29 protein-coding genes are annotated in these 22,886 nt (G+C 44.6%); 23 read left to right on the top strand and 6 right to left on the bottom strand.

Annotation, left to right across the window (positions count from 1 at the left end):
• Positions 1-19: 19 nt before the first annotated feature.
• A complete protein-coding gene (locus MTR82_RS13630) occupies positions 20-454 on the top strand; it encodes a MarR family winged helix-turn-helix transcriptional regulator (RefSeq protein ID WP_052653428.1) in 435 nt (144 codons plus the stop codon).
• Positions 447-1,622: an MFS transporter gene (locus MTR82_RS13625; protein ID WP_246809487.1), complete on the top strand. Its 1,176-nt coding sequence runs from the start codon at positions 447-449 to the stop codon at positions 1,620-1,622. Before MTR82_RS13630 ends, MTR82_RS13625 begins: the two co-directional genes overlap by 8 nt.
• Positions 1,623-1,684: 62 nt before the next feature.
• Here MTR82_RS13625 and MTR82_RS13620 read toward each other — a convergent pair whose 3' ends face one another.
• Together MTR82_RS13620 and trhA are read right to left on the bottom strand one after the other, a co-directional pair.
• Positions 1,685-2,464: a 2-keto-4-pentenoate hydratase gene (locus MTR82_RS13620; RefSeq protein WP_246809486.1), complete on the bottom strand. Its 780-nt coding sequence runs from the start codon at positions 2,462-2,464 to the stop codon at positions 1,685-1,687.
• 108 nt (positions 2,465-2,572) lie between these two features.
• The gene (gene trhA, locus MTR82_RS13615; protein ID WP_246809485.1) at positions 2,573-3,220 is read right to left on the bottom strand and encodes a PAQR family membrane homeostasis protein TrhA; all 648 of its coding nucleotides are present in this window, start codon (positions 3,218-3,220) and stop codon (positions 2,573-2,575) included.
• A gap of 138 nt (positions 3,221-3,358) precedes the next feature.
• Between trhA and MTR82_RS13610 the strand changes: the two genes are divergently transcribed.
• Positions 3,359-3,934: a DUF1836 domain-containing protein gene (locus MTR82_RS13610; RefSeq protein WP_052653422.1), complete on the top strand. Its 576-nt coding sequence runs from the start codon at positions 3,359-3,361 to the stop codon at positions 3,932-3,934.
• Complete coding sequence (locus MTR82_RS13605) at positions 3,931-4,377, top strand: YaiI/YqxD family protein (protein WP_246809484.1); 447 nt, start codon at positions 3,931-3,933, stop codon at positions 4,375-4,377. Before MTR82_RS13610 ends, MTR82_RS13605 begins: the two co-directional genes overlap by 4 nt.
• Before the next feature lie 56 nt (positions 4,378-4,433).
• Here the strand turns inward: MTR82_RS13605 and MTR82_RS13600 are convergent, their stop codons facing one another.
• Positions 4,434-5,537: an S-layer homology domain-containing protein gene (locus tag MTR82_RS13600; RefSeq protein WP_246809483.1), complete on the bottom strand. Its 1,104-nt coding sequence runs from the start codon at positions 5,535-5,537 to the stop codon at positions 4,434-4,436.
• Positions 5,538-5,765: 228 nt separating this feature from the next.
• On the opposite strand from MTR82_RS13600, the gene MTR82_RS13595 reads away from it, so the two are divergent.
• The 6 genes from MTR82_RS13595 (at position 5,766) to MTR82_RS13570 (ending at position 10,654) form a co-directional block, all read left to right on the top strand.
• On the top strand, positions 5,766-6,485 hold the full coding sequence (locus MTR82_RS13595) for a type 1 glutamine amidotransferase domain-containing protein (protein ID WP_246809482.1): 720 nt from the start codon (positions 5,766-5,768) through the stop codon (positions 6,483-6,485).
• Positions 6,486-6,754: 269 nt separating this feature from the next.
• Positions 6,755-7,033: a hypothetical protein gene (locus MTR82_RS13590; protein ID WP_246809481.1), complete on the top strand. Its 279-nt coding sequence runs from the start codon at positions 6,755-6,757 to the stop codon at positions 7,031-7,033.
• A gap of 93 nt (positions 7,034-7,126) precedes the next feature.
• A complete protein-coding gene (locus MTR82_RS13585) occupies positions 7,127-8,224 on the top strand; it encodes an AI-2E family transporter (protein WP_052654677.1) in 1,098 nt (365 codons plus the stop codon).
• 109 nt (positions 8,225-8,333) lie between these two features.
• Positions 8,334-9,125 carry a transporter substrate-binding domain-containing protein gene (locus MTR82_RS13580; protein WP_052653412.1) on the top strand — a complete coding sequence of 264 codons (792 nt, stop codon included), beginning with the start codon at positions 8,334-8,336 and terminating at the stop codon, positions 9,123-9,125.
• 159 nt (positions 9,126-9,284) lie between these two features.
• A complete protein-coding gene (locus MTR82_RS13575; RefSeq protein WP_246809480.1) occupies positions 9,285-9,929 on the top strand; it encodes an amino acid ABC transporter permease in 645 nt (214 codons plus the stop codon).
• The gene (locus tag MTR82_RS13570; protein WP_052653410.1) at positions 9,926-10,654 is read left to right on the top strand and encodes an amino acid ABC transporter ATP-binding protein; all 729 of its coding nucleotides are present in this window, start codon (positions 9,926-9,928) and stop codon (positions 10,652-10,654) included. The genes MTR82_RS13575 and MTR82_RS13570 overlap by 4 nt, the downstream gene beginning before the upstream one ends.
• A 174-nt stretch (positions 10,655-10,828) precedes the next feature.
• Here MTR82_RS13570 and MTR82_RS13565 read toward each other — a convergent pair whose 3' ends face one another.
• A complete protein-coding gene (locus MTR82_RS13565) occupies positions 10,829-11,272 on the bottom strand; it encodes a peptidylprolyl isomerase (RefSeq protein ID WP_246809479.1) in 444 nt (147 codons plus the stop codon).
• A 75-nt stretch (positions 11,273-11,347) separates the two neighbouring features.
• A complete protein-coding gene (locus MTR82_RS13560; protein WP_246809478.1) occupies positions 11,348-12,139 on the bottom strand; it encodes an SDR family oxidoreductase in 792 nt (263 codons plus the stop codon).
• 178 nt (positions 12,140-12,317) lie between these two features.
• Between MTR82_RS13560 and MTR82_RS13555 the strand changes: the two genes are divergently transcribed.
• The 12 genes from MTR82_RS13555 to MTR82_RS13500 all read left to right on the top strand — a co-directional run bounded on the left by MTR82_RS13555 (position 12,318) and on the right by MTR82_RS13500 (position 22,181).
• Positions 12,318-13,304: an NAD(P)/FAD-dependent oxidoreductase gene (locus MTR82_RS13555; RefSeq protein ID WP_246809477.1), complete on the top strand. Its 987-nt coding sequence runs from the start codon at positions 12,318-12,320 to the stop codon at positions 13,302-13,304.
• A gap of 245 nt (positions 13,305-13,549) precedes the next feature.
• Entirely contained in the window at positions 13,550-14,329 is a 780-nt protein-coding gene (locus MTR82_RS13550) for a 3D domain-containing protein (protein ID WP_246809476.1), read from the top strand.
• 208 nt (positions 14,330-14,537) lie between these two features.
• Positions 14,538-15,296, top strand: a complete 759-nt coding sequence (locus MTR82_RS13545; protein WP_246809475.1) for a gluconate 2-dehydrogenase subunit 3 family protein — start codon at positions 14,538-14,540, stop codon at positions 15,294-15,296.
• Between the two features lie 18 nt (positions 15,297-15,314).
• Positions 15,315-17,027 carry a GMC family oxidoreductase gene (locus MTR82_RS13540; protein WP_052653398.1) on the top strand — a complete coding sequence of 571 codons (1,713 nt, stop codon included), beginning with the start codon at positions 15,315-15,317 and terminating at the stop codon, positions 17,025-17,027.
• Positions 17,028-17,080: 53 nt separating this feature from the next.
• Positions 17,081-17,284, top strand: coding sequence for a twin-arginine translocase TatA/TatE family subunit (tatA, locus tag MTR82_RS13535; RefSeq protein ID WP_052653396.1), 204 nt, complete (start codon positions 17,081-17,083; stop codon positions 17,282-17,284).
• A 10-nt stretch (positions 17,285-17,294) separates the two neighbouring features.
• Positions 17,295-18,158 (top strand): twin-arginine translocase subunit TatC, encoded by an 864-nt coding sequence (tatC, locus tag MTR82_RS13530; RefSeq protein WP_246809474.1) that lies wholly within the window; start codon positions 17,295-17,297, stop codon positions 18,156-18,158.
• 166 nt (positions 18,159-18,324) lie between these two features.
• Complete coding sequence (locus MTR82_RS13525; protein WP_246809473.1) at positions 18,325-18,798, top strand: GNAT family N-acetyltransferase; 474 nt, start codon at positions 18,325-18,327, stop codon at positions 18,796-18,798.
• Between the two features lie 63 nt (positions 18,799-18,861).
• Complete coding sequence (locus tag MTR82_RS13520) at positions 18,862-19,368, top strand: GrpB family protein (RefSeq protein ID WP_052653390.1); 507 nt, start codon at positions 18,862-18,864, stop codon at positions 19,366-19,368.
• A 5-nt stretch (positions 19,369-19,373) separates the two neighbouring features.
• A complete protein-coding gene (locus MTR82_RS13515; RefSeq protein WP_246809472.1) occupies positions 19,374-19,781 on the top strand; it encodes an NUDIX hydrolase in 408 nt (135 codons plus the stop codon).
• Positions 19,782-19,810: 29 nt separating this feature from the next.
• A complete protein-coding gene (locus MTR82_RS13510) occupies positions 19,811-20,950 on the top strand; it encodes a PstS family phosphate ABC transporter substrate-binding protein (RefSeq protein ID WP_246809471.1) in 1,140 nt (379 codons plus the stop codon).
• Positions 20,951-21,000: 50 nt separating this feature from the next.
• Positions 21,001-21,168 carry a hypothetical protein gene (locus MTR82_RS13505; RefSeq protein ID WP_199876633.1) on the top strand — a complete coding sequence of 56 codons (168 nt, stop codon included), beginning with the start codon at positions 21,001-21,003 and terminating at the stop codon, positions 21,166-21,168.
• A 56-nt stretch (positions 21,169-21,224) separates the two neighbouring features.
• On the top strand, positions 21,225-22,181 hold the full coding sequence (locus MTR82_RS13500; RefSeq protein ID WP_052653383.1) for a magnesium transporter CorA family protein: 957 nt from the start codon (positions 21,225-21,227) through the stop codon (positions 22,179-22,181).
• Between the two features lie 22 nt (positions 22,182-22,203).
• On the opposite strand, the gene MTR82_RS13495 is transcribed toward MTR82_RS13500, so the two are convergent.
• Positions 22,204-22,515 carry a hypothetical protein gene (locus MTR82_RS13495; RefSeq protein ID WP_234398978.1) on the bottom strand — a complete coding sequence of 104 codons (312 nt, stop codon included), beginning with the start codon at positions 22,513-22,515 and terminating at the stop codon, positions 22,204-22,206.
• Positions 22,516-22,694: 179 nt separating this feature from the next.
• Here MTR82_RS13495 and MTR82_RS17115 point away from each other — a divergent pair, with 179 nt between their 5' ends.
• Positions 22,695-22,820 carry a hypothetical protein gene (locus MTR82_RS17115; protein ID WP_279577087.1) on the top strand — a complete coding sequence of 42 codons (126 nt, stop codon included), beginning with the start codon at positions 22,695-22,697 and terminating at the stop codon, positions 22,818-22,820.
• Positions 22,821-22,886 lie beyond the last annotated feature (66 nt).

Below are 22,886 nucleotides of genomic sequence, written 5' to 3'. Positions count from 1 at the left end.
AATTTAAGGGCGGATGACGATGCAAAAATTACTGTTCCATGAAATTCATCAAAAATCTCGGCTTTCTGTGAAAGAAGTGAATGAAGCACTTAAAGAGTTCGATTTATACAGTGCCCAATGGTCAATCCTTTTTTGTATCAAGCAATTTGGTTCTATGACGCAAAAGGAAATTTGGCAATATTTGAATGTGGAAGCTCCGACCATCACCAGGACCGTAGCAAGGCTTGAAGAAAGCGGTTGGGTTGAACGGAAAGAAGGCGCTGATAAGCGGGAACGTATCGTATTTTTATCGGACCGCGCAAAAAATACAGTTCCTAAAATTGAAAAGCGCATTTTGGAAGTGGAAGAGCGGCTGCTTTCGCTGCTCTCAGAAGGTGAACAAGCGCAGCTGATCGAGTTATTGAAGAAAATAGGAAATGCAGCAGAATATGAAAAGGATGGAAGCAATGACTGAAAAAAGACCAATTTGGACAAGAAGTTTTATCAATATCTCCATTAGTACATTTTTTATTTTTACCGTATTTTATGCATTGCTGACGTTCCTGCCAATTTACGTCATGAACGAGCTTGGCGGGACAGCGAGCCAAGGCGGGATGGCGGTCTCCGTATTCCTGGTTTCTGCTATTATCATGCGCTTCTTTGCCGGAATGATCTTGGAGAAGTACGGAAAAAGAAGGATTTTGACCCTCAGTGTGCTGATGTTCGCAGTCAGCACTATTTTCTATGTGGTTGTAGATGATTTTGCACTCTTATTGGGACTGCGGTTTTTCCATGGGATTTGGTTCAGTTTGATGACGACGGTTGGGGGAGCCATCGCTGCCGATATTGTCCCGCCGGAACGGCGCGGGGAAGGGCTTGGCTATTACGGCATTGCAATGAACATTGCGATTGTCGCAGGCCCTTTCATTGCGTTAACGCTGCAGCCTTTCATGGCAGCAAGATCCATCTTTATTATTTTTAGCGTCATCATGGTGATCGGCTTTTTCTGTGCTTTAGCGGTTCGGGTGGAAGAAACGGCACCGGTGCTGCGCGAAGGAAAACGCAAACTGTCTTTGCATGACTTTCTTGAAACAAAGGCGATGCCTATCGCAAGCGTTGGATTTTTTGTTTCCTTTGTGTATGCAAGCATTGTTTCTTTCATCTCTGTTTACGCGGAATCATTAGGATTGCTGAAAACGGCCAGCTATTTCTTCTTAGTTTATGCAATCGCCATGCTGGTGGTGCGGCCATTCAGCGGGCGGATATTCGACTCAAGAGGACCGCATATCGTTATCGTTCCTTCTTGCATCATGTTTGCCATCGGGCTGTTTTCATTGAGTATTACGCAATCGCCTTGGATGCTCCTCTTATCAGGTGCGTTAGTCGGCCTTGGCTACGGCACTTTGCTGCCAAGCTTTCAGACGCTTGCCATCCAATCAGCGGATAAGCACCGAAGCGGCTATGCGACAGGCACATTTTTCGCTTTCTATGATACGGGTATGGCCATCGGTACAGCATCGCTTGGCATTATTGCCGTCTCACTCGGCTACGCAAATCTGTATTTAATGCTTGCCGTTATGGTCCTGTTAATCGCCCTTTACTACGTGTGGATTATGAAAGGCCACAAGCAGGCAGTTGAATAAACTAAACAAAAAGGCGTCCTGCGAAGCAGGACGCCTTTTTTAGATAGTAGAGAAAGCAAAGCTTAAATCACTTTTAAGGAGACTTCTCCGATTCCTTCATAGCTTGCGGTATAAAGGCCTTTTTCAAGCTTTTTTGGCAAGATGAACGTACCGGAAGAAATCGCCATGCCTTTTTTGATCGCTAACCCGTGCTTAGCCAATTCTTCAGCCAGCCATTTGACTGCATAAACGGGATGTTCTAGCACGGCTTTCGAGGAATCTGAAGCGATTTCCTCGCCATTGAATGTTAAACGGCCTTGAATATCGTCCAAGTCATCAAATTGGACGCCTTCTTTCGGCTTGCCGATCACAATTTTTCCTGCCACGGCACTGTCGGCGATGACTTGGCCAAGCGAAAGATGCGGAAACCAATCTTCAAAACGGGAATCCGGAACTTCGATTCCTGGGGCAACCAAAGTCTTTTGAAGAATGGCTTCTACGCTATCTTCTGCAGACAAATCCTCCTGTGCAATGAAAATCAATTCGAGTTCAATTAAAGGGGAGCTCATCGCAGTAAGTTCAATGGTGCCGCCGGAAATCGCAGGAGAGGTCAAAGCCCCGTACAGAGGGGTTTCAGAATTAAAAAGTTCCTGTGTTTCCTTGCTCGTCAAACTGATTTTATAGCCTTTCAATTCTTCATTGGCTGCTTCGGCTTTTTTCGCCGTTAAGGCATGTTGAATGCCATATGCTTTTTCTTTTTCCAGAAAAGCGGGAATCTGGTCTTTAGAAAGTGGTTTGTTCTGTATGTATGCTTCAAATAAGGTGTCGGCTAATCGCTGATCATTTAAATCGAATTGTTCCATCGGTTCTCCTCCTCATGAATTATTAGAATAATCATATCATTTAATCGGAGAGAAAACAGGGAGGATGAGAAAATGCCCTTTCTCCAACTTTGAAGAAAAGGCATTTCTTTATAAAACATAGAAGTACACAGAAAGGAAATGGCAAAGGCTGCCGGCCAAAATGAAAAGATGAAAAATTTCATGGAAGCCCAAATGCTTGGATGACAGGAAATCCGGTTTCATTCCATAGATAATGCCTCCAACTGTGTAAAGAAGGCCGCCGCTGACGAGCAATGACAAGCCCGGTACAGATAAACTGTCTGCTAAAGGGACGACCGCAAAGATGATAATCCATCCCATGGCAATATAGATGGCGGTAGACAACCAGCGCGGCGAATGGAACCATACCATTTTAAAGAAAATCCCGCTGATACCAAGGCCCGCAACGATTGCAAACAAGATGATGCCGAGCTTGCCGTTAAGCGCAATCAAGCAAAAAGGAGCATACGATCCAGCGATCAAAGCGAAAATCATGGAATGGTCCAATTTCCGGAGAAATGCAATGGTGGATGGCATTGCAAGCGCGCTATGGTAAATTGCTGAAGCCGAATAAAGGCAGATCAAACTCACGCCGAAAATAATGACAGAGCTGAGATGCGAAGCTGGGGCCTGGCCATAAGCCGCTTTAATCACCATGGCCAGTAAAGCAATAAAAGACAACACAGCGCCCAGAAGGTGGGAGAAGGCATTGAATGGTTCTCTTATGTAAGTTCTCATTAATATATGCTCCTTGTTATACGTAGTTATTGAAACTACTTAAGATAATACTCTTATTTAATTCGGTGGTCAAGCTTGGAGGATTTTGAATAATCATGTAGAATAAACAGTAATAACTGACAGGGTGAAGGTGAAAATGTGGCGGATATAAAAAAGCTGACAGAGGATTTGGCGCTTGAAAAAACGATCCTTCTAGAAGATATACCCAAAATTGACTTATATATCGATCAAGTCATTCAATTGTTTGAAACGAGTTTTGAAGAAACGAAAAGAACCGGCGCAGAAAAAATTCTGACGAAGACGATGATCAATAACTATGCAAAAGGAAAATTGTTTTACCCTGTTCAGAACAAAAAGTATTCGCGCAACCACATTATGCTGATCCACTTGATCTACCAGATGAAAAGCGTCTTATCGATAAATGATGTGAAGCAAGTATTGGATGGGTTGAATGAACGGGCGGAAAAGGAGCAGCTGAATTTAGAAAGCTTCTATGAAAGTTATTTGCATATTCAACAAGGCAGCATTGCCTCTTTTAAAGAAGGGCTTGGCCGCCAAGCAGAATTGGCCGAAAAAGAAGGGGCTGCCATAGAAGATCCGAACGAATTGGAACAGGTTTTATTAATTGCCTCTCTGGTGCATACAAGCAATTTATACAAAAGGGCAGCTGAAAAATTAGTGGATGATCTGGTGGAACGGAGGAAATCGCGATGACGAAAGTATTGATCGATGCGGACGGCTGCCCGGTTGTAGATTTGACCATCGCTTTGTCGAGAAAATTCGACCTGCCGGTGCTGCTGATCTGCGATACTTCCCATATAATGCAGCGCGAAGGAGCGGAAACGATTACGGTATCCAAAGGTGCGGATGCAGTCGATTTTGTCTTAGTCAACCGTGTAAAAAAAGGCGATGTCGTCGTAACGCAGGATTATGGGCTAGCTGCCATGGTCCTTGCCAAGCAAGGATATCCGATTGACCAGAACGGCCGAATCTATTCTTCGGAAAATATTGATCAATTGCTCCACGGCCGCCATGTTGCCAAAAAAATCCGGCAAAGCGGCGGGCGCATGAAAGGCCCGAAAAAACGCAAGCCCGAAGACAATGAAAAATTCCAGCAAAGTTTAGTGGAACTCTTCAAAACAATTGCTTCTGAATAACGAAAGGCCCCGGGAATCTGATTCCTGGGGCCTTTTTTTGTTCTCTTCGTCAACTGTCAGATGGTCCAGCGATTGTTCACAATTGCGATCAAAATCCATTCACCTTCGCTGTTTTTTTCAAAGACCATGTTTAAGTTTTGCCAGTCCATGTACTCGAATTGTGCTGTGCCGGGATTATAGAATTCAACAACGGCCGCATTTGGGAAGCGTCGTGCAATCTGCTCTCTCGTCATCGGCTGCTCTGTCCGTCCGTAGCGTTCTTTTTCCTCATAGTCGGCGTCCATCAAATATTCATCATAATACGCAGCCGGCGTTAACTCGATGGGAAATCCGCTGCCGTCTTCATAGCCCCATAGATATTCTTTCTGGTCTGCCATAAAAGCGCTTACTTGGCTTTTGGAGAATGTCTGTCCATTGCCATCCAGGCATCCGCCGCTATATGGGCAGAAGGCCAATCCTTTGGAAGAGCTGACGTACTTGGAAACTTCAACAAAATTCTTTTCCTGCAATGCCCCTAAAATCTCATTAGCGGCTGCAAGCAATTCACGTTTGTCTTCAATGAAAGTGGGTTCAATTGCCCGTGCAAGGAACGCTGCGAATTGGGCGCGCGTGACAGGGCTTGACGGCCGGAACCGGTTGTCCGGAAAACCTTTTGCGACGCCTTGATGGGCAAGTCTGGCTACTGCTTCATTGGAAACGGTATTCGGTCCCATATCCAAAAAGCCGGATGGCGGAGCCGCTGGGAAATCGAAGGCCCGGTCAAGGAACATCGCTGCCTGGCCACGGTTCAATTGACCGTTCGGGCGGAACGTATTGTCCGGAAAGCCGAAGGCGATGCCTTCTTTAACTGCAGAATCGATGTAGCCGGAAGCTGGGTGGCCGGCACTTACATCTTTAAATGGCGTTTTGCGCTGTTTGCCATCCAATTCGAGTGCACGTCCGATCATCACAGTGGCTTGGGCGCGGCTTACTGTGGCATTGGGCCGGAATGTTCCGTCCTCGTAGCCGGACACAATTCCTTGTTCGTGGAGATAGATGATCTCAAAGGCGAATCCATGGGTTGCCGGAACATCATCAAACGTGACAACAGCGGAAGCGGGAAGAGAAAACATACTGAATGCAAGGATGATGGATGCTGCAAACGACAAAAGCGTTTTCATCTTTAATCCCTCCCTAGTTACTGTAATTTTATCATAAATAAAGGCGAAAATATATAAAAAGACTGTATTTTCTGACAATAAAAGTGTTTAATAAGAGCTGACGAGAATGCTTTTAGAATCTCTTGCAGGCAAACTTGGCAGCGGAAGAAACGTACGATGGGTGGACGTTTTTCTTCATTTGGGAAAGGGAATACGAAGAAAAAGAACGAAGCAGGAAAGGGGATCACGATGGAAAAACTATTGATTGCAGTCACCAATCATGCAGCCCTTGGAACAGGAGGCAAAAAGACCGGATTATGGCTGAGGGAATTGACGGATTTTTACCATGAAGTGAAAAATGATTTTGAAGTGGACATTATTAGTACATCGCGAAAGCGAGTTCCTCTGGATCCAAGAAGCTTGATGGCAGTCCTGACAAATAAGAAAACGCGTGCTTACTATATGAACGACGAGTTGATGGACAAAATAAAAAATCCATTCGCCCCCGAGGATATCGATGCACAGGATTACGCCGCCATTTATTTTGCCGGAGGGCATGGAACAATGTGGGATTTTCCAGATAACAGCGAGTTGCAGGAAATTACGAAAACAATTTATGAAAATGGCGGAATGGTTTTAGCCGTATGCCACGGGCCGAGCGGTTTGCAGAACGTCAAGCTGTCAGACGGAAGATATCTTTTATCAGGGCATGTCGTTACGGGGTTTTCCGATAAGGAAGAAAAGTTAATGGGGTTATATAAGCATATTCCTTTTTCTTTGGAGCAGGCATTGAAAGATCGGGGCACTTTATACAAACAGAGCACGTTTCCAATGGCCGCTTGCGTGCTGCAGTCCGGCAGGCTGATTACAGGCCAGAATCCAGCTTCCACAAAAGGCGTCGCGCAAAAGTTTCTTGAACAATGGCCTGAGCTCAAAAAAGAACAAGCTAAGCATGAGCAGGAAGCTTAAGCATTGCCTTTCCATTTCATTCCCCTGCAACAGCCATACTACAAAGTTAGCTGCAGGCAATGATTGTATGAAGTGTCCATTAAAAGAAAGAACGAGCAAAAACAGGAAGGGCCGCGTGGTATTCATTCGGCAAACGGCGGTTGCAAACAGGCGCAGGAGCTAAAAGAATAAATGGCGCCAAAAAATCTTTTCAATGAGTAGTTAAAAAGTAGTTTTAAGGGTATACAGAATAGAAGACAGTCTATCAGTTTCTATTTGGAGGGGTATACATGAAAAAATCTACTATGAATACAGTCATCGGCAGCGCCTTAGCAGCAGCTGCAGGAATTTTTGTTTTTAAAGCGTATCAGGAAAAAAATAGCGTAAAGGTTCAAGAAGACTCGGACATGCGCAACAGCGTAGAAGTAGACCGCCGGGAAAGTGTTGAAGCCGATCTGGACCCAGCTGAAAAAGGCTTGACCCAATTGGATTCCGCTTACCGTGATGAATGGCAGGCAAACGGATTCCCGCAAACTCATAGAGAAATGAAAGAACTTGAAGAAGAATAAACAATTCCGGCAAAAGAGTGAAGGCGGAGGCAACTCTTGCTTTCGCTCTTTTTTGCTGGAATTTTTAAATTGAAAAAGGAAGGAGGAGGTTCCATGTGGATTAAAAAACCATTTTTTGAATATGCGACCGGAACGCTATTAATTGTTATTATTCTATTCTTTTTAGGAAAGATCGACTACGCTTTTTGGCCATTCAAAGTGATTATTGCGACGGTATTTGCGCCAATCGTGATTGCTGGCCTTCTGTATTATATTCTGCGTCCATTATTGAAGCTGCTGACGCGCTACATACCAAAACTCGCAGGAATTGCCCTTATCTTCTCATTGATCGCCATTATATTAATTTCCATCACTTATTTCTTGGGGCCGCTATTGAAAGGCCAAGTGACAAGCCTCGCTGAGCTGGCACCCGAAACAATTGAGGAAGTGACAACAGATTCCGGCCAAGCTGTTTCTAAATTTGAATTTGCTGGAGTAAGTGGGACGGAATTGAAAAATTATTTGACTTCCTACACGGAAGATTTATCGGACGGCTTGCTGGAAAATGTGATGGGGATTCTGGGGATGTTGATGAACGTAGCCGTTGTCTTGATCGTAGTGCCGTTCATCCTGTTCTTTCTATTGAAGGATGATGAAAAATTAAATCCTCATTTAATGAAATACCTTCCTGAAGAACATCGGCTTGAGGGAAGGAAGCTGTTGCGGGATCTTGACCAGACCCTTTCCGATTACATTGTCGGACAAGCCATTGTCGCATTTACGGTTGGGGTGTTGATGTATATCGGCTATATCATCATTGGCCTCGATTATGCCTTTACGCTGGCAGTCTTTGCGATGTTCTTGATTATTGTCCCCTTTTTAGGCCCATTGATCGGCATTATCCCGGCTATATTTGTCGCCTTGATGAGCGGAGAGCCGTTGATGGCCGTAAAAGTTCTCGTTGTGCTTTTAGTGGTCCAGCAATTGGAAGGAAACTTGGTGACGCCGAATATCATGGGAAGCCGGTTGAATATTCACCCCTTGACGATCATCCTGTTGCTGCTTATTGCCGCAGCACTTTACGGTTTTGTCGGAATCTTAATTGCCATTCCATTATACGCCGTATTAAAAACAGTAGTTCATAACTTCCGTTTATTTATTCGGCTTAGAAAAAAACGTCAAATTTCAAAAGAAGTAGCTGAAAAGAACTAGACAACTAAGGAATTGGTTGTCTTTTTTTTATTTTGAAGGTTCTGATTTGCTGAAAATTATGATATATTGTTGAAGAGATGAATCTCATTTATATTAAGGGGGAAATGAATTGAAAAAGATCAGTTTATTCATGCTTCTTATGGCAGTCATGCTAATTATCGCGGCCTGCGGTTCAGACGACGCAGCTGATAACTCAGGCAGTTCGTCGGGAGACGGCGGAAGCGAAGGTGCAAAGTATACAGTTGGTATCGATACTACATACCCACCATTTGAGTTTGAAGAAGACGGCGAATACACTGGAATCGACATCGATTTGATTACAGCGATTGCCGAAAACCAAGGTTTTGAGATCGAATTCAGCCCAATGGATTTCAGCGGCATTATTCCGGCATTGCAAGCAGGCCAATTGGATATTGCAATCGCGGGGATGAGTATTACAGATGAACGTAAAAATGTGGTGGATTTCTCAGATCCATATTTTGATGCAGGGCTAACTTTGGTCGTTTCTTCAGACAATACGGAAATTGAAACGTTAGAAGATCTACAAGGCAAAACAGTAGCAGTTAAAAGCGGAACGACTGGAGCGGAATTTGCGAGAGCAAACGAAGGCGAATACGGCTTCACGGTTTCCCAGTTTGAAGACAGCCCGTCAATGTTCCAGGAAGTTTCAAATGGCAATGCTGATGTTTTAATTGAGGATTATCCGGTTATCGCCTATGCGATTTCTGAAAGTGGATTAGACTTGAAAACGGTTGGAGAACGCCTAAATGGTGACCAATACGGAATCGCTGTATTAAAAGGCGAAAACGCCGATGTGTTGGAACAAATCAATGCAGGTCTTCAAGAATTGCGCGACAGCGGAGAATACGATGAAATTCTTGGCAAGTACATCGCAGAATAAGAATGGATTGCAGCGCGCAATTGTGCGCTGCATTTTTTGTACAGCATAGAAAAATGATTTGCGCATTCGGTGTCTAGACTCTAGCGCCCGGTCCTCGAAACCTTAAGCTGTTTGAGGCTGGATGGGCGCTTGCGCTTTTCTTACAAAGGAGATGTGTTGATGGATACGATTAGAAATGCCTTTCCCTATTTAATGGAAGGCTTGCAAGTCACGCTTTATATCTTTGTAATTGCCATTATTCTTGGGTTCTTAATCGGTTTGCTTGTCGCATTATTAAGGCTCGCCCCGATTAAAATCTTGAACTGGATCGCAAAAATCTTCGTTGATGCCATTCGGGGAACGCCGTTCATCGTTCAGTTGTTCTTCATTTATTTTGGATTGAATTCCCTTCAGATTTTCTCAATGGACAATACGACTGCGGGGATTGTAACTGTAGCCATCAATGCCGGAGCCTATTTCTCGGAAATTATTCGAGCAGGCATCCAGTCAATTGACAAAGGACAGACGGAAGCGGCGCGTTCGCTCGGGCTGAATGCTACGCAAAACATGCGCTTTATCGTTTTGCCGCAGGCATTTAGAAGAATGCTGCCAACCATTACGAACCAAGCCATCATTTCATTGAAAGACACGTCGCTCTTGTCGGTCATCGGAATTGCGGATTTGACGCAAGAAGGACGGATTCAAGCCAGTGCCACATTTGATGCGTTTAATGTGTATTTGATTGTCGGTGTCATTTATTTTGTGGTCATTTACTTGCTTTCATTGCTGGCTAGTTTTGTAGAAAGGAAGTTTGTATTGCGATGACAATGATCAGAGTAGAGAACTTAAAAAAATCATTCGGCAAGCTGGAAGTTTTGAAGGATATCAGCACGGTGATCGAAGAAAAAGAAGTGGTATGCGTAATCGGTCCGTCTGGATCAGGAAAAAGTACGTTTCTCCGGTGCTTGAACCGTTTAGAAGATATTACCGGGGGCCACGTGTATATTGAAGGCGTGGATATCACCGAACCTAAAAATGATATCAACAAAATTCGCCAGGATGTGGGAATGGTGTTCCAGCAATTTAATTTGTTTCCGCATAAAAGTGTATTGGAAAACGTCACATTGGCACCGATGAAATTAAAGAAGAATGATAAAAAAGCAATTACGGAAAAAGCGTATGAGCTATTGGACAAAGTCGGTTTGCGTGAAAAGGCGAATGTCTATCCAGGCCAACTATCCGGCGGACAGAAACAGCGGGTGGCGATCGCCCGGGCGCTGGCAATGGATCCGAAAATCATGCTTTTCGATGAGCCGACTTCTGCACTCGATCCGGAAATGGTCGGGGATGTGTTGGACGTTATGAAGCAATTGGCGGTAGAAGGGATGACGATGGTCGTTGTAACGCATGAAATGGGGTTCGCACGTGAAGTGGGCGACCGTGTCATGTTTATCGACGGCGGCTATATCGTTGAAGAAAATGTGCCAAGTGAATTATTTGGCAATCCGCAGCATGAGCGGACAAAATCATTCTTAAGCAAAGTATTATAGAAAACACGCCTTGTGCGTGTTTTTTTATGGAGTTTTTCGGTTAGAAGCGTATTTTGTCAGCATTGGGGCGTATTCTCGGCTGGCTTCTATACGTATTTGCGGGATAACTGTGCGTATCTAGAAAAAATCATAAAAAAGCCCGGCTTGATTATTCAAGCCGGGCCATTCGCACTCTTATTCTTCGTCGAATACGTGGACTTTCGTCATTTTGTCGCCGTTTTTCATTGCGCGTGCGATTTTCACGCCAGCTTCGTCAACTTTTCCGAAGACTGTGTGGACGCCGTCAAGATGCGGCTGTGGTTCATGGACGATAAAGAACTGGCTAGATCCAGTGTCTTTGCCGGCATGAGCCATCGACAGGCTGCCTGCTTCATGCTTATGCGGGTTGCCTTCAGTTTCGCATTTGATTGTTTTGCCGCTGCCGCCAGCACCCGTGCCGGTTGGGTCGCCGCCTTGGCTTACGAAGCCAGGAATTACGCGGTGGAATGTTACGTCATTATAGAAACCTGAGTTTGCAAGCTGCTCGAAGTTTGCTACAGTGTTTGGTGCTTCATTTGGGAAAAGTTCGAAATTGATGATTTCGCCGTTTTCCATGTGGATGTGACCTTTTTTAGCCATTAAAAACATCTCCTTTTTAATTGGTTCATTTTCCAGTATATCGATTTTTCGGTTGGCTGTATAATCATTTGCCGTTTAAAGTGCTTTCAGCAAGCCGCCTTCCACGACCAACGATTGCCCGGTCATATACGTATTGGCGGAGGAAGCAAGAAATACCACGACTTTCGCAAATTCTGCCGGTTGTCCGTAGCGTCCGATCGGCAGGCCCGCTACCTTTTGTTTCGTCAGTTCTGCGAGCGGAAGCTGCTGTTTGTCGGCTTCCAGCTGATCCAGTTCGGTGACCCGGTCTGTCTCTATCCGGCCGGGGCCGATGGTGTTGACTAAGATATTGTCGCTTGCCACTTCACGGGCCAAGGTTTTTGCGAATCCCACCATGCCTGCGCGGAAAGTATTGGATAAGATCAAGCCGTCCAGCACTTCTTTCGTCGAAGAAGACGAGATATTGATGATGCGCCCGAATTGCTGCTCTTTCATAGAAGGAAGAACAGCGCGGGTGGTGCGGATATAGGATAATAAATTTTGTTCGAATGAGGCGTACCAGTTCTCATCTGTCACATCGCTGAATCCGCCTGCTTTCGGTCCGCCTGTATTATTGACGAGAATATCGATTTTGCCGAACTCGCTCAGGATGGCGTCGAAGAAAGCGCTGATGTCCTTCTCTTTTGACATGTCGCAGACTTTTGTATGCACGGAAGCACCTGGGCTTTGCTGTTTAATCTCTCGGCATGTTATGTCCAGTTCTTTTCGATGCCGGCTCGAAATGATGACAATCGCTCCTTCTTGCGCGAACTCCAAAGCCGCAGCTTTTCCCAGCCCTTTGCTGGAAGCCATGACTACCGCTACTTTATCCGTTAAACCTAAATCCATTGCCCCTCATCCTTTCTCCAACACTCTACCACCCAGTGTACGCAATAAACGCCTAAAAAGCAGTTAATAAACGAAATTCTCCGACTTTAACGTTTTCAATTTCAATCAATAGTCTGATTGCGTGAAATAGGGGACAATATGATAGGATATAATTATTGAGTAGATTAGGAGTGTTGAAATGGAAGAGCGTGAAATTTTTGATATAACAATCATTGGCGGCGGTCCAACCGGCTTATTTGCTTCTTTTTATGGCGGCATGAGAAAAATGAAAGTGAAAATTTTAGACAGCTTGCCTCAATTGGGCGGACAGCTGACTGAATTATACCCAGATAAATTTATTTATGATGTTGGCGGATTTACGAAAGTCCTTGCGAAGGATCTAGTAGACAATCTAGTTGTCCAAGCAAATTACGGAGATCCTTCCATTTGTTTAGAAGAAACGGTTTCCACGGTTGAACGTCAAGATGACCATTTTGTGATCCAGACAGATAAAGGTCTGCATTACACGAAGGCTATTCTTTTGACTGCTGGAGTAGGGGCATTCCAACCGCGTAAATTGGGTGTTGAAGGTTCTGAAGCATTTGAAGGTACGTCTTTGCATTACGGAGTAAAAGATTTGACGATGTTCAGCGGCAAGAAAGTGGTCGTCCTTGGCGGAGGAGACTCGGCTGTTGACTGGGCGATGATGCTTGAAAATGTTGCTTCCCATGTTACCTTAAGCCATCGCAGAGACAAGATGACTGCACATGAGGCAAACATTGACACGTTGATGGAATCGAAAGTTGAGATTAAAAAACCTTACGGCGTCAAGGAATTGGTCGGCGAGAACGGGCAAGTCCGTGAATTGGTGCTGATTGACAAAGAAGGAAACGAAGAACGCCTCGAAGTGGATCACGTCATCGTCAACTATGGCAATATCACTTCACTTGGGCCAATCAAAGAATGGGGCCTTGAAATGGAGAAAAACTCCGTGGTCGTAAATTCAAAAATGGAAACCAGTGTTCCAGGAATCTACGCAGCAGGAGATATCGCAACGTATGAAGGAAAAGTGAAGCTGATTGCGGTGGGCTTCGGTGAAGCGCCAACAGCGATCAACAATGCAAAAGCGTATTTGGATCCAAAATCGAAGATCCAGCCGCTTCACAGTACAAGCGTATTCAAATAAGAAAAAACGGAGGCTCAGAGCAGCTTCCGTTTTTTTTGTGCTGAAAATGCCGGTTTTTTAAACGAAAAACATAAAAATGTAAATAAAATCCTTATTTCATTGGCGAAATCAGATTTATTACAGATTGTAATATAGTAGAAGATGACGTAACGTAATTGTTATTTTATATCTGTCGGTTTGTCATTGTCTTGAAATCTGTAGGTGGTATGATGACTCCTGTTAGTGAAAAGGAGGAAATTCATTTTATGAAGAAGCAAATCATTACACTAACTGCAATTGCAGCATTAAGTGTAGGAGCAGCCAGCCAAGCTAGCGCTCAATCATCTTATACAGTAGAATCCGGTGACACGCTGTGGAGCATTTCACAAGCGCAGAACGTTACAGTAGAACAATTAAAAGGATGGAACGATTTATCATCCGACATCATTTACCCAAAACAGCAGCTTGAAGTTGCATCAGAAGAAAAGGTTGAAGTGTCACAAGAAAAGTCTACATACACTGTAGCAAGTGGCGACACCCTATTCAAAATTGCACAAGCCCATGGTATTTCACTTGATACGCTAATGAGCTGGAACGGAATTACAGGACACTGGATTTATCCTGGCGACAAATTAGTAGTCAGCGGCGGATCTCCAATTTCTGTGCCGAAAGCACCTCAAGAAGCAGCGCCGGCAAAAACGGCATCTCAAGCAGCTCCTGCTAAAACAGCAGCACCTGCAGCATCAGAGCAATCTGGTAAAGAAATGACGGTTTCAGCAACAGCTTATACAGCTTATTGTGCAGGATGCTCTGGCGTAACTGCAACAGGAATCGATCTTCGTTCAAATCCGAACCAAAAAGTCATTGCCGTAGATCCAACTGTCATCCCGCTTGGTTCAAAAGTTTGGGTTGAAGGGTACGGAGAAGCAATTGCCGGCGATACTGGCGGCGCAATCAAAGGAAACAAAATCGACGTTTTCATCCCGACTCAAAGCGGAGCTTTGGACTGGGGACGCAAATCGATCAACATCAAAATCTTAAACTAATATAGTACATGCTACAAAGCCGAGGTGACCATTCCCTTGGCCTTTTTTTATGGAAAATAAAAGAGCGGAAGCCAGCATTAGAGCCGCTTAGTCTGTTTCTTTCTAAAAAATTCAAAACTTTTTTCTCACAATGCGTGTATTTTTTTTTCAAAAGGGTATTATACGAAAATATTCATTATTTTTAATTTATGAAAAGGGGGCAAGGAAAATGGCAAAAGAAACTAAAAATTATTCAAGGCGCGACTTTCTGAAGACTTCAGGAATTGCGACAGGAGCTCTTATCGGCGGTGGAATTATCGGCGGTCTTATTGGCGCGAATTCAAACAACAACAACGCTTCATCCAATGCACCGGCCCCAAGTGGGGAACAGCACGGGGAAGGGTCAGCCGGCGGAGTCAGGGGATTAATGTTCTTTAAAAATGATGCTGAATTCCAAATTTTAGCAAATGCCACAGAACGTATTTTTCCGGAAGACGATCTTGGACCAGGAGCCATTGGACTCGGGGTGCCTTATTTTATCGATAAGCAATTGGCAGGAGCCTACGGCGAAAATTCAAAAGAATATATGCAAGGGCCGTTTGAAGAAGGCCAAACTACGCAAGGCTACCAGAGCCGCCTGAAGCGAAATGAAATGTTCCGCCAAGGGCTGCAATTAATGCAGCAGGAAGCGCAAAGCCGCTTCGAAACGGATTTCGTAGAGCTTGAAGGAGAGCAGATGGATGAAATTTTAACAGCGTTCCAGGAAGATGAAATCGAAATGAAAGGTGTTTCGGCTTTGTTTTTCTTTAAATTACTGCGCATGGCGACGCTTGAAGGAGCCTATGCAGATCCAATCTATTCAGGCAATGAAGGAATGGAAGGCTGGAAAATGAAAGGCTTCCCAGGGCATCAGGCTTCCTATATTAATCAAATTGAAAGCGAAGAATATGTAGAAATCGAACCGAAATCTCTCGGTATGCAGCATTAACAAGGAGGGGGAATCTCAATGGTCACAACTTTGGATAAAGTAGACGTCGTAACAGTCGGAGTAGGCTGGACGGGCGGCATTGTTGCTGCTGAATGTGCAAAAGAAGGACTGAAAGTCGTGGGCCTCGAACGCGGGCGGGAACGCGGAACGGAAGATTTCGCGATTGTCCATGACGAATACCGCTATGCGGTCCGTTATGAATTGATGCAGGATTTGTCGAAAGAAACGATTACGTTCCGCAATAGACGGGACCAAAAAGCCTTACCTATGCGCCAAATGGGCTCATTTTTGCTCGGAGAAGGCCTTGGAGGATCTGGTACGCACTGGAATGGCCAAAACTGGCGGTTTCTGCCGTATGATTTCCAAATTAAAACAATGACAGATGAGAAATATGGAGCCAATAAACTTCCTCCTGAATACACAATTCAAGACTGGGGCATAACTTATGATGAGTTAGAGCCTTATTTTGACCGTTTTGAAAAGACCGCAGGCATCTCCGGAGAAGACAAAAATCCATTCGCTGGCAAACGCTCAAGCGATTACCCGACTCCGCCAATGAAAAAGACGCCGATATTGAAAAAGTTTGAGTCAGCAACAACTAATCTCGGCTATTCGCCGTTTATGATGCCGTCCGCAAACTTATCTGAAGCTTATGAAAATCCGGATGGCCAGCAAATCAATGCTTGCCAATACTGCGGTTTCTGTGAACGTTTCGGCTGTGAGTACGGAGCGAAAACTTCACCGGAAATTACGGTTGTCCCAACGGCAAAAGATACAGGGAATTATGAAATTAAATTTAATTCAAATGTAGTGGAAATCATGAAAGAGGGAGACCGGGTAACAGGAGTCCGTTATTTTGACACCGTTACTTTCGAAGAATTTATCCAGCCGGCAGAAGTGGTGGTATTGACCAGTTACATGCTGAACAATGCAAAACTTCTCATGGTATCAGAAATCGGCGAAATGTACGATCCGGAAACTGGAAGAGGAACGCTGGGCAAAAACTATGGCTATCAAATCCTTCCAGGAGCATCCGGCTTCTTTGATGAGAAGATGAATGTCTTCATGGGCGCTGGCGCGTTAGGAATGACCATTGATGATTTTAATGGCGACAACTTTGACCATAGCGATTTGGACTTTATCCATGGAGCGAGTTTGTCGATTACCCAAACCGGGAATCGTCCAATTTTGACCAACCCTATTCCGCCGGATACGCCGTCATGGGGAGCCGATTTTAAGAAAGCTTCCATAGAAAACTACTTGAAATCTTTATCGATTGGCGGGCAGGGTGCTTCCATGCCGCACCGTGACAATTATTTATCTCTAGACAGCACCTATAAAGACATTTATGGCGTGCCTTTGCTGCAAATGACGTATAACTTTACCGACCAGGACCGGGCGATGCATAAATACGTATCAGAACGGGCTGCAGAAATCATGCAGGAAATGGGTGCGAAGACGGTAGTAGGAGGAAGCCCGATTTCCGATTACGACATCGTGCCTTACCAGACGACCCATAACACCGGCGGTACGATTATGGGAGCAGAGCCTGAAACGAGCGTAGTCAACAACTACCTCCAGCATTGGGATATGGAAAACCTCTTCGTAGTAGGAGCAGGGAACTTTGCGCATAACGGCGGTTACAACCCGACCGGAACCGTAGGCGCTCTAGCTTATCGCTGCGCAGAAGGAATCATCAACTACAGCAAAAATGGAGGATCCTTAGTTTAAAAAGAAAAGCGGATTGAAAGACTATTTAAGCAAGAAAAAGGAGGAGACATCTTATGGGCGGCTTAGCATCAATTGGAGTTCCAGGATTGATTATTATTTTGGTGATTGTTCTGATTTTATTTGGACCGAGAAAATTGCCGGAAATCGGTGGGGCAGTCGGAAAAACCCTGTCTGAATTTAAACGTTCCGCAAAAGACATTATGGATGACGACGAAAAACCGGAAGTGAAAGAAGAAACAAAATCCGAAAAAATTTGAAGGTGGTTAAATGGATCCGTATGGCGAACGCAAATTAATCAGCCCGCTGCATAAAAAAGCGGTACAGCCAGAAATCCCTGCGGAGAAGATTCCAGAGGCCCCTGCTGCAGAAATAACTGCAGCAGAGCCGCCGACGGAACCGCCAAAAGGGCCTTCTGAAGAACCGGTAGAAACTTTGGTGGACCATCTGGGAGAATTACGCAAGCAATTAATTAAAAGTGCTTTTGTTTTTCTGTTCTTCCTGCTGTTGGTCTTTTCCACTTTGAATTTTTGGTTTCCGTATGTGGTGAGAGGGCATGATCTTGTAATTCTTGGCCCGCTGGAAATTATTAAATTCTATACATCGATTTCTGTCACTTTGGCACTCGGTTTGTCATTGCCGTTTTTAAGCCATTTTCTTTGGCAGTTCGTAAAACCGGGATTAAAAGAAGAAGAATCGAAATTTCTCGGTTTGTATTCACCGGTCATGCTCTTGTTATTCATACTCGGCGTAGCATTCGGCTACTTTATCTTGAATCCGTTAAGTTATCAATTCCTCGTGGGTCTTGGAGCGGCCAATTTTGCCGTAATGATTTCAGCGAATGAATATGTACATTTCTTGATCATGACCACTGTACCTTTGGGGTTATTATTTGAATTGCCGATTGTGGCATTGTTTTTATCTTCCATTGGAATTTTGACTTCCACATCGATGAAAAATGTAAGAAGGTGGTCTTATCTTGTGCTGGCCATAGTCTCGGCTTTGATTACCCCACCGGATTTCATCAGCCAATTGCTGGTGTTGATTCCGATGGCGATCCTTTATGAAGCAAGCATTTACCTCGTCAAAAAAATGGAAGCCAAAAAAGCGGATATTGAATCTTCCGCGGTATAAATGCAGACAGGAGCCTTGTAAATACAAGGCTTCTTTTTAACCTATTTGAAAATTCACTCTTTTATGGATTGTTCAGCGCTTTTTCTATACACTAAAAGAGCAAGGTGAAAGAAATGTTGGAATCCGTAAGAAATGGCAATTCAAAACCATGATGAGGAGGAGCGACATGACGAAGAACTTAAAGCAAATAACTGATTTGAAATCGGTGGATGTCTCAAAACTGGTGGAAGAAAGTGAAGCCGAAGGCTATCGCTTTCTTAGACGGCTCGTCAGCCAGTATGAAGATGGCACCAATACGTTCAATCAAGAAGGCGAAGTGCTCTATGGTGTATGGGACCATCATGATCATTTGGTTGCCATTGGCGGTTTAAACCGGGATCCGTATTCGCCAAAAGAGAGTGTGGGGAGGCTCCGGCGCTTTTACATTTCTCCGAGTGCGAGGCGACAAGGCATTGGCACGGAACTATTAAAAGAAATCATTAATTATGGGCGGGGCCATTTTAAAGAGATCGTGGTCCGCACAGACTCATCAATGGCCGATGCGTTCTACCGGGCCAATGGATTTTCGGCAGACCTGGGGCTTCCGGAAGCGACGCACGGCATCACTTTGGATCAGGAAGCGTCTAAAGCTGCCCAATAATAAAGAAGGAAGAGCGGCTTGCGCCTGCAAGCCGCTTTTTACTGTCTGCGAGAGGATGTTTAGATGCGAAAAGTGGAGATTTGCGATTATCAAGAAGAATGGGAAGAGCTGTTCCGGCAAGAAGCAGAAGAAATTAAGAGGATTTTGGGAGAGGAGTGTGTAGCGGTTCATCATATCGGCAGCACAGCTGTGAGAGGATTGGCGGCTAAACCTGTCATCGATTTGCTGCCGGTTGTAAAAAACATTGAAACGGTTGATCGATTCAATCCCAAATTTGAGCTATTGGGTTATGAAGGCAAAGGAGAAAACGGATTGAAAGGCAGAAGGTATTTTCAAAAAGGCGGCGACTTACGCACTCACCATATGCATATCTACGAAAACGGCAGCGGTGAAATTTATCGCCACTTAGCATTTCGGGATTATTTGAAAAAACATCCCCAAGAAGCGGAAAAATATGGTACTTTAAAAAAGGAATTGGCCATGAAATACCCGACGGATATCGAACGGTATATCGAGGGCAAAGAATCGTTTGTGAAAGAAATGGAAAAACGGGCATTGGAGGAGTTTTAATGGAAATGGCGAACTGGAAAGGTGCAGCAGGCGTCTGTATAAACGACAAGCAAGAAGTTTTGCTGGTTCTCCAAGGGCCGCCTGATGAAGATAAAAGATGGTCAGTGCCGGCAGCAGGACTCGAAGCAGGAGAAAGCCTCCAAGGCTGCTGCAAACGGGAGTTTTTTGAAGAAACCGGACTCCAGGTTATGGTCCAGGAAGAACTGAAAGTGAGAAACGGCGAATACGAGAATTCCGCTGTCTTATTTGAAGTGCATTATTTCCGAGTGGAAATCATCGGAGGTGAGATCCACGTAGATGAAAACGATCCGTGGATTCAGGAAGTCGCCTGGAAACCGATTGCTGGACTGGCAGAACTGGATATGGCTTATCCCGACGACCAGGAATTGTTTGAATCGTTGATTGGGCAATAGCCAAAATACGAAGAATGTTAGGAGATTGCATGAACGCTTTTGTAAAAACACTGATTACTTTATTGGGCATTGCCGGCATGTTGGCGGTTTTTGTTTTTGGCGGCTTATACGTCTTTAATACCGCAGAAGAGGGGCTGCTCGTAACTTTAGGAGCGGTCCTTGTTTCGATGATGATACTGCTTATCTATATCTTAGAACGCCGCAACGGCAAGAAAACGGCGATCTGGATAGCGATATGTATGCTTGTAGGGATCGGGTTTGCGGCCCCTTATTACTACAAAGAAAGCTTTGCGAAAGTCAACGATTCGGAAGTGGACCTTTTTGTTTATGAACCGTTTCAAGGAAATGAGAAACTGGCTAGGCTGGACAGCAAAGCTTCGTTTGCCATTGAAGGCGAACTTCCAATTCTAGACGGTGCAACGGCGCTTTATCCGTTATTTGCCGCATTCGCTGAAGCGACTTATCCAGAAGGGGTGTATGAGCCTTACCGGGGGCCGGTTGCTACGACGACCACTCCTTCTGCTTATAGCCGCCTCATTAAAGGGAATGCCGATATTATTTTCGCTGCAGAACCTTCAAGCGGCCAGCTGCAGGAAGCGCAAGAAGCGGGTGTGGAGCTGAAGTTAACGCCGATTGGACGTGAAGCTTTCGTGTTCTTCGTGAATTCCCGCAATAAAATAAATGATTTGTCGACTGAAGAGATTCGCGGCATCTATTCCGGGGAGATTGAAAGTTGGAAAGAAGTCGGCGGGAAGAACCATGAAATCAGGCCGTTCCAGCGTCCGGAAGACAGCGGCAGCCAAACCATGTTCATCAAATTTATGGGAGATGCGAAAATTGAAAAACCTGAGACGGAAGACCTGACGGGCGGGATGGGCGGCGTTATTGAAGAAGTGGCCAGCTATCGGAACTATAAAAACGCGCTGGGCTATACGTTCCGGTTTTATTCCACGGAAATGGTCAAAAACGATAAAATCAAGCTGTTGTCGATTGATGGCATTGAACCAAGCCGCGAAAATATCCGCTCAGGCGACTATCCGCTAGCTTCGGAATTTTATGCGGTGACTGCCGGCAGCGAAAATCCGAATGTCGAGCCATTTCTGGAATGGATTCTGTCAGCTGAAGGGCAAAAGCTAGTAGAAGAGACAGGATTCGTCCCGCTTAATTGAGGATTAGAAAGCAACGGAAGGGGTATTTACAGGAGTAGGGAGGGATGGTTATGAAAAAGGATAAGCAAGACCATGAAGGGGAAGAATTGCTTCCGGAAGTGGAACCGCGCCGAAATATGCCAGATGAAAAAACCCTAGACCCGATGCCTGACCGAGACTTGGAATACGAAGAAAATTCAAATGAAAAATACAGAGACCATACGAGCGAAAAAGATTGAACAAGCCGAAACTGGCTTGTTTTTTCATATAGTGAAAATGCCAAGGAGGGGTTTGAGTGCCTCAATATCATTTCAAACATGCCATTTGGAAAGAGGAAAGAAATATTACGGACGAAGAATTTCAACAGCATTTGCCGAATAGCCATAAAATGCGAAGCTGGATCCAGGATTCCCAAAACTTAACGGTCAACATTTTGCATATGGAAACGGCGGTTCCGGGATCCGAGGTCATATGGGGATCGCTTATTTACCGCCAAAATGCTGAGAAAAAGCATGACATCCAGGCTTTTCATTTTTTCTTGTCCAACGATTTTCTGCTGACCAGCAAATTGGATTTTGAATCAGACGAAGATTTAAGGAAAGAGCCGCTGCTTGAGCAGATGGAATCCGCCGCATCTGCCGTTGAGCTGATGATGATCATTTTAGGGCATATGGTTAGCTCCATCCTACATAAAATCGATGTATTCGAAGAGCAATTGCGCAATCTGCTATGGGAGATCCGGGAAAAGAACGACCGCGACACGTTGAACAAAATTGAAACGCTGAGGCACCGCATTTTGCTGTGGAAAAATTTAATTCTCGGGTTCCGGGAGATCAAAATGGCCATTCCTGAAACGTTCGGAAAGGAAGTAATGGAGGGAGCCGAATTCAACCGGACATCTATGCGGATTGACCGCTGCCAAATGCTTATCAATTCGTATAAAGACGAGATCAACAACATGGTGGATATGGAGAATGTTGTCGCCAATTACAGAGGAAATGAAATTATGAAAACGCTGACGGTGCTGACCACTTTATTTACACCGGTTATGGCGTTTGGCGCTTTATGGGGGATGAATTTCGACCATATGCCGGAGCTCAAATGGAAGTACAGTTATTTAGCGTCCATCCTACTAATTATTGGCTCTACACTCTTCATGTATTGGTACCTGCGAAAACGCGGATGGACAGGCGATATTCTGAAATCTCTAAGCAGCAAAAAGGAACGAACAAAAGAGCGGATAGGCCGGTAACTTGGTCCATCCGCTCTTTTTGCTACGAATACTTCGGCTTGTCTTTTTCCAGTTCCGCCAATAATTCAGCATAGCGCTGCAAATCCTGGTCGCCATGCTTATCAATATAGGAGGTGATTAAGGTTTTTAATTCTTTTCGCTGGCGTTCGACCGTCACCAGCTTTTCTTTCAGCGACTGCCTTCTCCACAGTTCGGCATCCTTCACATCATCCATTTTTTCGAACATATCAATTTCAGCGAGCAAAACGAGCGCTTCGTTCTTTTTATCCTCGTACTTCTTCAATGCTTTTTCGACTTTTTTTGTGTCGTTTTCAAAAGCCATTCTCGAATACATTGACAAAGTCTCCACCGCCTTCCTCTCAACTTGTTCTTAAAAATCTTTTCCCTATCTAATTCGCATTTATGCCCAAAAACCCTTTTATTTTCGCATAAAATATAAAGATTCTGACTTTTTATTGACGAATTTTTGCGTTTCCCTTATGATAAGAGAAATAAACGAAGGAGGTGGGTATGATGAATCAAACTGGTAAGCGCATGACAGAATGTCAAGAATATCTTTATATTCTGCATGGCGTTACTTTCACTTTAGCAGCTGTACGGGATAAGTCTGTCTTTTTTCAGACAACTGCATCTAAGTGAAATAAACCAGTGAGAGACATCTGCCTGCAAACGGATTTTGTAAAAAGGCATGCGTCTTCGCATGCC

The organism is Planococcus ruber, assembly GCF_022819085.1.
GTDB lineage: Bacteria > Bacillota > Bacilli > Bacillales_A > Planococcaceae > Planococcus > Planococcus ruber.
The sequence above is the reverse complement of the archived record's forward strand: the minus strand, read 5'-3'. Positions and strand labels throughout refer to the sequence as shown.